This window comes from Streptomyces sp. NEAU-sy36 (assembly GCF_013423905.1).
Taxonomy (GTDB): Bacteria; Actinomycetota; Actinomycetes; order Streptomycetales; family Streptomycetaceae; genus Streptomyces; species Streptomyces misionensis.
The window spans coordinates 3,027,471-3,038,360 of the sequence record NZ_CP058977.1; the positions used below are offsets into that span (position 1 = coordinate 3,027,471).

A 10,890-nucleotide genomic window follows, 5' to 3' on the forward strand; every position below is an offset into this window, starting at 1 on the left:
AGGGGGGAGCGCGCTCCCAGGCCCCGGCCCGGGAGGTCAGAACCGCAGCACCCCGGCGATCCCGTCCGCCTCGCCCAGCGTGCCGTCGGGCACGAAGCGGACCTCGGCGCCGGTCTCCAGGCACTGCTCCACGATCTCGTCCACGATGTCGTCGCGGGCGTCCAGGTCGCCGGGCTCGGCCGGCACCAGGTGCTCGCCGTCCTCGCGGGCCACCACGCGGAAGCCCTCCTCCACGGCGAGCAGCCGCACCCGGCCCTCCCGGGCGCTCTGCCACAGCTCGTCCGGACCGGCCGCGAAGGTGCGGTGACCGCGGGCGGAGGTCAGCTCCCGGACCACGCTGTCGGTGTCCTTCGCGGCCTCCTCCTCCAGCACCGGACGGATGGCCTGCCACACGGCGTCCGGACCTGAGTGGGCGAGCCCGCCGTGCGGCACGTGCACGGCATCCCTGGCGACGCTGCCCACCTCGTCCAGGAAGGAGAGCGCCGCCCGTTCCCCGGTGACGTAGAGGCGGCGCGGCTGCTCGCGCAGGACCGCGGCCATCGCGGTGTCCACCTCGCGCAGGAACTGGCGGGTGCCCTCGTCGCGGAAGGTGCTCGGCAGATCGCCGATGCGTTCCTGCCGCTCGGCGTCGAAGTTCTCCCGGTTGCGGATCAGCGGGAAGCCACCGGCGTGGTCCTCCACCACCCGGTCCACGCCACCGCTCCACAGGGTGACCCGGTCGGCCGAGACCGACAGCACCCAGAACGGCCGCTCGGACACCTGGGCGGCGACCAGATTGCGGGTGAGGAAGGTGTCCGCGAGCACCACGCGCTCGGGGACGCTGCGGGCCAGCGACCAGACCTGGTGCTCGCCCGGCGCCGCGAAGATCACCAGGCCGTCCTCGGCATGGGTGAGATCCACCTCGGCGAGCGCCCGGTCGAGCTGGGCGTCGACGTCCGCGCGCCGCTCGCGGGTCACGGACGGATCGGCCTCCAGGCGCTTCCTGGCCTCGGCCACCACATTGCGCAGCCGGACCGGATCCTGGTCGCTCCCGGCGCCCCGGCGATGCGTCGGGGTCAGCACGGACACCGCCGGATAGGGCCGCGGGCGCCGCAGTTCGGCAAGGGTTGCGGGACTCAGTGCGTGCTCCATGACAGCACCATAGGGCTGATTCACATGTACGGCATTCGGGGTATTCGGGACTTCTGGTGCCACCGTCCGCGGTCGTCGGCGGCGTGCGGTGGCCGGTCCGTGGAGGTGCCGGGATGGTTTCTGAATGCGAAGTCATGAGCGAACGCACGCTTGGGGAACTTTTTGCCTGTGGCCGGTTCCTGTCGGGTGCGGGGCGACAGTATGGCCGTTCCTGCATTTCGCGGAGGCAAAAAGCGGCCGAAATCATCGGCCGGGCGATTCCGGCCGTGTTACGGCGACGTTGACCGGCGGCGTCCGGTGACGGACGCTCGTTATATAGGTGCTCGATACAACTGGTTCGCCGGCCGACCCCCGGCCACCGCGAAAGCGCAGGTGAGCGGGGTGCCGAAGGTCGTCCGGAGGCAGGAGGTAGCGCATGTGCGGCATCACCGGGTGGGTCTCCTTCGACCGTGACCTGACCGCCGAGGCCACCACATTGGATGCGATGACCGAGACGATGGCCTGCCGCGGCCCGGACGACCGCGGCGTCTGGGCCGAAGGCCCCGCCGCCCTGGGGCACCGCCGGCTCGCCATCATCGACCTTCCCGGCGGCCGCCAGCCGATGACCCTCGACACGCCCGAGGGCACCGTCGCGCTGGTCTACTCCGGGGAGACCTACAACTTCACCGAGCTGCGCCGGGAGCTGACGGACCGCGGCCACCGGTTCACCACCGACTCCGACACCGAGGTGGTGCTGCACGCCTACGTGGAGTGGGGCGACGCGCTCGCCGAACGCCTCAACGGCATGTACGCGTTCGCCATCTGGGACGGCCGCCGCGACAAGCTCGTCATGATCCGCGACCGTATGGGCATCAAGCCGTTCTACTACTACCGGACCCCCGACGGCGTGCTGTTCGGCTCCGAGCCCAAGGCGATCCTCGCCAACCCGCTGGTCCGCCCCCGCGTGACCCTCGACGGCCTGCGCGAACTGCTCGTGCTGATCAAGACCCCGGGGCACGCCGTCTGGGACGGGATGCGCGAGGTGGAGCCCGGCACGGTCGTCACCGTCGACCGCTCCGGACTGTCCACCCGCGTCTACTGGCGCCTGGAGACCCGCCCGCACGAGGACGACCGGGACACCACCATCGCCACCGTGCGCACCCTCCTCGACGACATCGTGCGCCGCCAGCTGGTCGCCGACGTGCCCCGCTGCACCCTGCTCTCCGGCGGCCTCGACTCGTCCGCGATGACCGCGCTCGCCGCCCGGCAACTGGCCGACCAGGGCGAGAAGGTGCGCAGCTTCGCCGTCGACTTCGTCGGCCAGGCCGAGAACTTCGTCGCCGACGAACTGCGCGGCACCCCGGACACCCCCTTCGTGCACGACGTGGCCCGACTCGCCGGCACCGACCACCAGGACATCGTGCTCGACGCGCAGGCCCTCGCCGACCCCGCCGTGCGCGAGCAGGTCATCCGCGCCCGCGACCTGCCGGCCGGCTTCGGCGACATGGACGCCTCGCTGCTGCTCCTGTTCCGCGCCATCCGGCAGAAGTCCACGGTGGCCCTGTCCGGCGAGTCCGCCGACGAGGTCTTCGGCGGCTACCTCCAGTTCTTCGACGAGGACGCCCGCCGCGCCGACACCTTCCCCTGGCTGGTGCGCTTCGGCCGGCACTTCGGCGACGACTCCGACATGCTCCGCACCGACGTGGGCAAGTCACTGGACCTGGAGGGATACATAGCCGACGGCTACCGCACGGCCATCGCCGGCATCGAACGGCTCGCGGGCGAAAGCGACTTCGAGTTCCGCATGCGGCAGATCTGCCACCTGCACCTGACCCGCTTCGTGCGCATACTCCTCGACCGCAAGGACCGGATGAGCATGCGCACCGGCCTGGAGGTCCGGGTTCCGTTCTGCGACCACCGCCTGGTCGAGTACGTGTTCAACACCCCGTGGGCCCTGAAGTCCTTCGACGGCCGGGAGAAGAGCCTGCTGCGCGAGGCCAGCAAGGACGTCCTGCCGCAGTCGGTGTACGACCGGGTCAAGAGCCCCTACCCGTCCACCCAGGACCCGCAGTACGCGCGCGCCCTCCAGGACCAGGCCAAGGACCTGCTCGCCCGGCCCTCCCACCGGATCTTCGACCTGGTGGACCGGGACCGGCTGAAGAGGGCCGCCGAACGCGAGGCCCCGGTCAGCAGCCAGGCCGCCCGGCGCGGCCTGGAACGGACCCTGGACCTCGCGCAGTGGCTGGACATCTACCAGCCGGAGCTCATCCTCGGCTGAGCCCGAGCACTCGGTCCGCGGCCGCCGACGAGGGCTGCCACCACGTCGTCACCGGCTCCCAGACCGACACCTGGGGGCCGGTGCCGAGCCGGGCCGGGGTGAAGACGCGGCCCCAGCGGCCCGCCCAGTCGCCGACGGTGACCGACCGCGCCCGGCGGGCCTGCGGATCGGACGTGCGCACGATCGTGCGCACATCGGCGTGGACGCTCTCGCCCGCCGCCAGCCGCAGCCGCCCCGTGCCGCCGGCCGGCAGCGGCAGCGCCGCCCCGTCCAGGCCGCCGAAGGTCACCAGCGGCACCCGGTCGATCGCACAGGCGCGCCCGCTGTCGTTGGTGGCGCTGACGCGCACCACGGTCGGCCGGCCCGGCACGGTGCTCGCCCGCAGCTTCAGCGCGCCCTGGACGCAGGGCGGCGGCTGGGGGCTCGCGGTGGCCGCGTGGGCCGGCGGCGCGGTCAGCAGCAGGGCCGCCGCGGCGGCCGAGGCGGCGGGTACGGCGATGGCGGCGCGGATGCGCATGATGGTGTCCCTCCGTCGCGGTCACGGTCGCCGGGCGGCGGCCGCGTCCGTCATGGGTCGGTGCGTTCGGTCGGTACGGTTCAGCCGGTACGGCCCGGGATGGCGCTCCACTCCTTCCCGTCCGCGGGGCACGAGCTGCCGTTCGCGGGCAGGGAGCCGTAGAGCAGGAAGTCGTCGACCCTGCGGTGCACGCACACCGAGGAGCCGTATCCGGTGTGGCCGTCGCCCTTGTTGTCGAGCACCACGGCCGACGGGCCGAGCCGCCGGGCGGTCTCCACCGTCCACGGGTACGGCGTCGCCGGGTCACCGCGGGTGCCCACGAGCAGCATCCGCGCCGTGTCCACGTCCTTCACCCGGTCGCGGATGAAGTCGGTGCCCTTGGGACGGCCGTAGCACATCAGCAGCTGGGTGAGCCGGTAGCGGCCGAAGACCGGGGACGCCTCGTCGTAGGCGGCGCCGAGCCGCCTGAGGTCCCCGGCGATCCGCGCGGCACCGGGCCGGTCGGGGTCGTCCGCGCAGTTGATCGCCATCAGCGCGGCCCGCAGATTGTCGGGCGGCACGTCCTCGGGGTCGGCCAGACCGCCGGCCACCGGCGGCCGGCCGCGGTCCGCGCTCCTCGTCAGGCCCGCGCCGGGGGTGGCGAAGGCCAGGATGCCCCGGGGATCGCCGTTCCGCGTCACCGAGGTCAGCGCCTGCTCCAGCGTCGGCCACGAGGTCCTGCTGTACAGGCCCTGCACCAGGGCGGCCACGAGGTCCTGGCCGGAGAACGGCTCCCCGCCCTCGGTGGTGACCGGGCGCCGGTCCAGCGAGCGCACCAGCCGGACCACCTCGTCCCCGGCCGCGCGCCGGTCCTGTCCGAACGGGCAGCCGGCGTTCCCCGCACACCAGTCCAGGAAGTCGTCCAGCGCCGCCTGCTGCCCCTGCGCGCCCGCGATCCCCTGCTCCGCGAGCGACTCGGTCAGGGTGTCCACGCCGTCCAGGGCCATCCGGCCGACCTGGTGCGGGAACTGGGCGGCGTAGACCGCGCCCAGCCGCGTCCCGTAGGAGAAGCCCAGGTAGTTCAGCTTCTTCTCGCCGAGGGCCTGACGGATGACGTCCAGGTCCCGGGAGGCGTTCACCGTCCCTATGTACGGCAGCACCGCACCGGAACTGCGGGCGCACGCGGCGGCGGCCCGCCGCAACTGCCGCAGCAGCGCCTGGGGATGCGCGAGGTCGGCGTCCGCCCCGGTGACGCCCGCCGCCTGGTCGTCGTCGCCACAGCTGACGGGGGAGGAGCGGCCCACGCCGCGGGGGTCGAAGGTGACCACGTCGTAGCCGTTGGTCAGGTCCATGAACTGCTTGCCGTCGTACGCCAGTTCGTTGATGCCCGCGCCGCCGGGCCCGCCGAAGTTCAGCACCACGGAATGGTGCGAGGCGCCCGTGGCGCGGTAGCGGGCCAGCGCGATGTCGAGCGTGCCGACGTCCGGCCTGGCGTAGTCGAGCGGGACCGTCACCTTCCCGCACTGGAGATCCCTCGGCATCTCCGGGCCCGCGCAGGCGCCCCAGGCCACCTGCTGCCGGTAGAACCGGGTGAGGTCGGGGCCCCGCGGCGCGGCGGGTGCCGCGGTCGCGGGCAGGGCGGAGCCGAGCAGCGCCAGGGCGAGGACTCCGGTACCCGCACAGCGCCGCACGGCGTACCGCGAGCACAGCTTGGCCAGCATCGATAGCCTCCCGGGGCGCCCGCAGCGGACCGGGACGGCGCCCTTTCGCTCACCATAAGTGGGCCCCGGGCGGCCCGCCTCCGGACGGGCGGAACGCCGTGCGGTGCCGTATGCTCCCGCGCCGGCGGCCCCTTTTTGTTGATCATTGAGCGGCTTTACAAGCAGTTCGACGGTCATGCCACTCGATGGGGTGAAAGACCGATGAGCCATAACTAGGCCGGTTCGTCTGCGTTTTACGTGGTGCGGGTGAGTACCCGCGAACATGTCTGGAAGGCAGGGAACCAATGAGACGGGCTACCCGAAACGGTGTGATCGCCGCCGTCGCCGCCTCCGGCGCGATGGCCCTGGCGTGGCCGGCGTCCGCCGCGTTCGCGGCCGACGGCGCGAGCGCCGACGGAGTCGCGGCCGGCTCGCCCGGACTGATCTCCGGCAACGGCATCCAGCTGCCGGTGGACGTCCCGGTGAACGTGTGCGGCAACACGGTCGACGTCGTGGGACTGCTCAACCCGGCCGCGGGCAACACGTGCGCGAACAACGCGGGTGGCACCCGGGGCGGATCGAGCACCTCCGGCGGTGCGACGGCCCACGGCACCGCCGCGCACTCCCCGGGGGTGATCTCCGGAAACGGCATCCAGTTGCCCGTTGACCTGCCGGTCAACATCAGCGGCAACAGCGTCAACGTGGTGGGACTCCTCAACCCGGCCATGGGCAACACCTCCGTGAACGGCGGCGGCGAGACCCCGCGGCACCCGGTCACGCCCACGCCCGAGCCGCCGGCCCCCGTTCGGCACCACCCGGCCCCGCACACCCCTCGTCCCGCTCCGGAACCGGTGGCCGGCACGCTGGCCCACACCGGCGCGGACCTGACCGCCCCCGCGGCGGCCGCCAGTGCGGCGCTCCTGCTCACGGGCACGATCCTCTACCGCCGCTGCCGTCCCGCCCGCGGCCGCTGACCCCCGCCACGTCCCAGGCCTCCACCGGCCACCGGGCCCCCACCGTCCACCTCCCCACCGGACGCCGGCCCGGTGGAGCCTCGCGGCGACAGCCAACTCCGCGTAGCGCGGGGGCAGTAGAGTGACCAGGTGACGGACGGCATACGACGGCGGTGGCGAGCGCTGCCGCCCCGGGCCCGCGTACTCCTCCTCGTCCACGCCGCCGGATTCCTGGAGGGCACCGGCTGGCACGCCGCCGACCTGGCCCGGCGCGGCCCGCACGCCTACTCCTCCTTCCCGCTCGCGATCCAGGTGTTCTTCGTCGCGCTGGTCGTCCTCGATCCGCTGGTCGCCGTCCTGGTACTGGGCGCCCGCCGGGCGGGCGCGCCGTCCGCCGGTGCGGTGGTGGCGGCGGACGCGTTCGCCAACTGGTTCGTCAACTGGTCCTGGCTGAACGCCGACTGGACGCGGCTGCTGCGGCCCGTGGGGCTGCTCCCGATCACCCTCTTCGCGCTGTTCGTCCTCGCCGCGTCCCGCCCCCTGTGGCGTGCGCTGTCGGCTGATCCTGTCGTGGCGTGGGCGGCGTCGATCCGGGAGGATGCTCCGAACGGCCCGGTCGAGGGCCGTAACGACCACGGCAGTCAGCCCCGACCGAACGGAGCGCACCGATGACCTCTTCCGCCCCCCAGGACCTCGTCGTCACCCGGGCCGGCCTCGCCGACTGGCCGGTGATCAGCGGGTGGGCGGCGGCGGAGGGCTGGAACCCCGGGCTGTCCGACGGGCCCGCCTTCTTCGCCCAGGACCCCGAGGGCTTCTTCCTCGGCCGGATCGACGGGGAGCCGGTCTCGGCCGTCTCCGTCGTCAACTACGGCGCCGACTACGCCTTCCTCGGCTGCTACCTCGTCCGGCCCGACCTGCGCGGCCACGGCCACGGCCTCACCACCTGGAAGACCGCCCTGGCCCACGCCGGGACCCGCACCGTGGGCCTGGACGGAGTCGTCGCCCAGCAGGACAACTACCGCCAGTCCGGCTTCCGGCTCGCCTACCGCACCATCCGGTTCACCGGCACCGCCCCCGAGGCCGCCGTGCCCGCCGGCGTCCGCCCGGCCACCCCCGGCGACCTGGCCGCGATCACCGCCTACGACGCCGCCTGCCACCCCGCCGACCGGCCCCGCTTCCTCGCCGAGTGGCTCACCACCCCCGGCCACCGCGCCTTCGTCCGCCACGACGACGGCCGCCTCACCGGTTACGCGGTCCTCCGCCCCGGCCACGACGCCCTGCGCGTCGGCCCGCTCCTCGCCGACACCACCGAGGACGCCCGCGCCCTGTTCGCCGCGCTGACCGCCGAGGCCGCGGGCCGGGAACTCGCCGTCGACGTCCCCGAGCCCAACGCCGACGGCATCGCCCTCGCCGAGGCGGCCGGCCTCGCCCCGTCCTTCGAGACGGCCCGCATGTACACCGGCCCGGTCCGTCCGCACGCCCAGGAACGGGTGTTCGGCGTGACCACCCTCGAACTGGGCTGAACCGCAATTGCGTTGCCGTGCCCGCTTTTCGCGTGGTCGAGTGTGCCGCCATGGAGAGAGACGAGATCCTCGCCCGGTACGACCGCGACCTGCGCGAGCACGCCACACCCGACGGTCCCGGCGCCCGCGTCGAGCGGGCCGGGGAGGTGGTGCGGCAGATCGCGGACGCGCACGGCTGGAACGGCGTGCTCTGGTCCGCCCTCGACGAGCGGGGCGCGGACGAGGCGATCCGGGAGCAGATCGCCTGCTTCACCGCCCTCGGTCACGACTTCGAGTGGAAGCTGTACGGCCACGACCGGCCCGAGGACCTCGGCGCCCGGCTGGTCGCGGCCGGGTTCCGGGCCGAGCCCGTCGAGACGCTGATGATCGGCGAGATCGAACGGCTCGACCCGGACGCCCGACTCCCCGAGGGGGTACGGCTGGTGGAGGCCACCGACGCGGCCGGGGCCGACCTCGCCGTGGCCGTGCACGAGCGGGCCTTCGGCACCGACGGCACCGGTCTGCGCCGGCGCCTGCGCGACCGGCTGGCGGCTGATCCGGGCACGGTGGTCGCCGTCGTCGCGCTGGCCGGCGAGGAACCCGTCAGCGCCGCCCGGCTGGAACTCGTCCCCCGCACCCCGTTCGCCGGGTTGTGGGGCGGCGGCACCGTCGAGGCGTGGCGGGGGCGGGGCCTGTACCGCGCCCTCGTCGCCCACCGCGCCCGCGTCGCCGCCGCCCACGGCCGCCGCTACCTCCACGTCGACGCCTCGCCCATGAGCCGTCCGATCCTGGAACGCCTCGGCTTCCTCCCGCTCACCACCACGACCCCGTACCTGTACGAACAGCCCGGCCGCTGACGGCGGTCAGCGGCGCGCCCGGTCGAGTGCGCTCACCCCCACCGCCGCCAGGGCGATCTGGATGAGCCACTCGATCCAGTCCGGCCCCCTGGTGTCCGCGACCCCGATCCCCGCGGCGATCGCCGAGCCGACCAGCGCGGCCACGATGCCGACGACGATGGTCCACAGGATCCCGATGTGCTGCCGCCCCGGCACGACGAGCCGGCCCAGCACACCGATGACCAAACCGATGACAATGGCGCTGATGAGGCCTGATATCTCCATCTTCACCCCTCCGCACGGCATACCCCTACCTGGTGAAAATGCCCGCCGGTGGCGCGGACACTCCGGTCCGGTTTATTGCCCGGACTTTCTGTTCACCGGCGCTTCATGCCATGTACCTTTCAAGCCGTCGACGCGTGTAGAACCCTCAAGCCCGTTCTACGCGCGCAGATTTGGCGCCGCAACTCCTCTTCCCCACACCCCACGACGGAGGTTCGCCGGATGCTCGGATCCAGGAGATCCCGACGCAGACTCACCACCGCACTCGCCGGTTTCGGCCTGCTCCTGACCGGAGCCGCCGTACAGGCCGGTGCGAGCACGCCCGCCCGGGCGGCGACCGCGACCACCCATCGCGTCCTGTTCGACAACGCCCACGCCGAGACGGCCGGCAACGCCGACTGGGTCATCTCCACCAGCCAGCCCGACCCGCTCGCCCAGAACCCCTCCCCGTCGGCCGAGACGGACTGGACCGGCGCCCTGTCCTCCTGGGGCGTGGCACTGCAGAAGACCGGCGGTTACAGCCTGAAGACACTGCCGTCCGGCCAGAGCCTGAGCTACGGCGGCTCGTCCGCGCTGGACCTGTCCAACTTCGACACCCTGGTGCTGCCGGAGCCCAACACGCTGTTCACGACCGCCGAGAAGACGGCGATCATGACCTTCGTGAAGAACGGCGGCGGCCTGTTCATGATCTCCGACCACACCGGTGCCGACCGCAACAACGACGGTGCCGACGCGGTCAAGATCCTCAACGACCTGATGACGAACAACAGCGTCGACTCCTCCGACCCGTTCGGCTTCTCGATCGACGCCCTCGACATCAGCTCCGGCTATCCGGCCGCGATCAACGACAGCACCGACCCGGTGCTGAACGGCTCCTTCGGCAAGGTCACCAAGAGCCTGTTCGCCGACGGGACGACCGCCACCCTCAAGCCCTCCGACAACTCCTCCGTCAAGGGCCTGGTCTACCGCAGCGGTTACTCGGGCAACACCGGGGCGTTCTTCCTGACCAGCACCTTCGGCAGCGGCCGCGTCGCCTTCTGGGGCGACAGCTCGCCGATCGACGACGGCACCGGCAGCTCCGGCAACACCCTGTACGACGGCTGGAACGACTCCGGCGCCACCAACGCCCCCCTCGCCCTCAACGCCACCGCGTGGCTGGCGGGGGCCGGCGGCACCAGCGGCGGCGGTGGCGGCACCGGCGGTGGCGGCACGGGCGGCGGCACCTGCACCGCGGGCCAGCTCCTGGGCAACAACGGCTTCGAGTCCGGCAACACCGCCTGGAGCGGGTCCAGCGGCGTCATCACCAACTCCACGAGCGAGTCGCCGCGTTCGGGCTCGTACTACGCCTGGCTCGACGGCTACGGCACCGCCACCACCGACACGCTGTCCCAGACGGTGACCATCCCGGCCGGCTGCACCTCGGCCAAGCTGAGCTTCTACCTGCACGTCGACACGGCCGAGACCGGCGGCACCGCCTACGACACCCTCAAGGCGCAGGTGCTCAACGGCTCCGGCACGGTCCTCGGCACCCTGGCGACGTACTCGAACCTGGACGCCGCCTCCGGCTACACCCAGCGCAGCTTCGACCTCAGCGGCTACGCCGGGCAGACCGTCACCCTGAAGTTCACCGGCACCGAGGGCTCCAAGTACCAGACCTCGTTCGTCCTGGACGACACCGCGCTCAACGTCGCCTGACCAGGGGAACGCGCAGGGGGTGGGCCCGTCCGGGCCCA

At 72.8% G+C, this 10,890-nt stretch carries 10 protein-coding genes; 6 read left to right on the forward strand and 4 right to left on the reverse strand.

Features of this window, described 5'->3' with window-relative positions; genetic code table 11:
• Positions 1 to 36: 36 nt before the first annotated feature.
• Positions 37 to 1,131, reverse strand: coding sequence for a chemotaxis protein (locus HZZ00_RS13850; protein WP_180332468.1), 1,095 nt, complete (start codon positions 1,129 to 1,131; stop codon positions 37 to 39).
• 415 nt (positions 1,132 to 1,546) lie between these two features.
• On the opposite strand from HZZ00_RS13850, the gene asnB reads away from it, so the two are divergent.
• Positions 1,547 to 3,388, forward strand: coding sequence for an asparagine synthase (glutamine-hydrolyzing) (asnB, locus tag HZZ00_RS13855; protein WP_180332469.1), 1,842 nt, complete (start codon positions 1,547 to 1,549; stop codon positions 3,386 to 3,388).
• On the opposite strand, the gene HZZ00_RS13860 is transcribed toward asnB, so the two are convergent.
• Entirely contained in the window at positions 3,375 to 3,905 is a 531-nt protein-coding gene (locus HZZ00_RS13860) for a DUF4232 domain-containing protein (protein WP_180332470.1), read from the reverse strand. The two genes, asnB and HZZ00_RS13860, sit on opposite strands and share 14 nt — an antisense overlap.
• 80 nt (positions 3,906 to 3,985) lie before the next feature.
• Complete coding sequence (locus HZZ00_RS13865) at positions 3,986 to 5,605, reverse strand: alpha/beta hydrolase (protein WP_180332471.1); 1,620 nt, start codon at positions 5,603 to 5,605, stop codon at positions 3,986 to 3,988.
• 308 nt (positions 5,606 to 5,913) lie between these two features.
• Here HZZ00_RS13865 and HZZ00_RS13870 point away from each other — a divergent pair, with 308 nt between their 5' ends.
• From HZZ00_RS13870 to HZZ00_RS13885, 4 genes are all read left to right on the forward strand, one after another.
• Entirely contained in the window at positions 5,914 to 6,558 is a 645-nt protein-coding gene (locus HZZ00_RS13870; protein ID WP_306856166.1) for a chaplin, read from the forward strand.
• 129 nt (positions 6,559 to 6,687) lie between these two features.
• The gene (locus tag HZZ00_RS13875) at positions 6,688 to 7,209 is read left to right on the forward strand and encodes a hypothetical protein (protein WP_180332473.1); all 522 of its coding nucleotides are present in this window, start codon (positions 6,688 to 6,690) and stop codon (positions 7,207 to 7,209) included.
• Positions 7,206 to 8,060, forward strand: a complete 855-nt coding sequence (locus HZZ00_RS13880) for a GNAT family N-acetyltransferase (protein WP_180332474.1) — start codon at positions 7,206 to 7,208, stop codon at positions 8,058 to 8,060. The genes HZZ00_RS13875 and HZZ00_RS13880 overlap by 4 nt, the downstream gene beginning before the upstream one ends.
• A gap of 50 nt (positions 8,061 to 8,110) precedes the next feature.
• Complete coding sequence (locus HZZ00_RS13885; RefSeq protein ID WP_180332475.1) at positions 8,111 to 8,896, forward strand: GNAT family N-acetyltransferase; 786 nt, start codon at positions 8,111 to 8,113, stop codon at positions 8,894 to 8,896.
• Positions 8,897 to 8,902: 6 nt separating this feature from the next.
• On the opposite strand, the gene HZZ00_RS13890 is transcribed toward HZZ00_RS13885, so the two are convergent.
• Positions 8,903 to 9,160 (reverse strand): GlsB/YeaQ/YmgE family stress response membrane protein, encoded by a 258-nt coding sequence (locus tag HZZ00_RS13890; RefSeq protein WP_180332476.1) that lies wholly within the window; start codon positions 9,158 to 9,160, stop codon positions 8,903 to 8,905.
• Positions 9,161 to 9,379: 219 nt separating this feature from the next.
• On the opposite strand from HZZ00_RS13890, the gene HZZ00_RS13895 reads away from it, so the two are divergent.
• Positions 9,380 to 10,852, forward strand: a complete 1,473-nt coding sequence (locus tag HZZ00_RS13895; RefSeq protein WP_180332477.1) for a hydrolase — start codon at positions 9,380 to 9,382, stop codon at positions 10,850 to 10,852.
• Positions 10,853 to 10,890 lie beyond the last annotated feature (38 nt).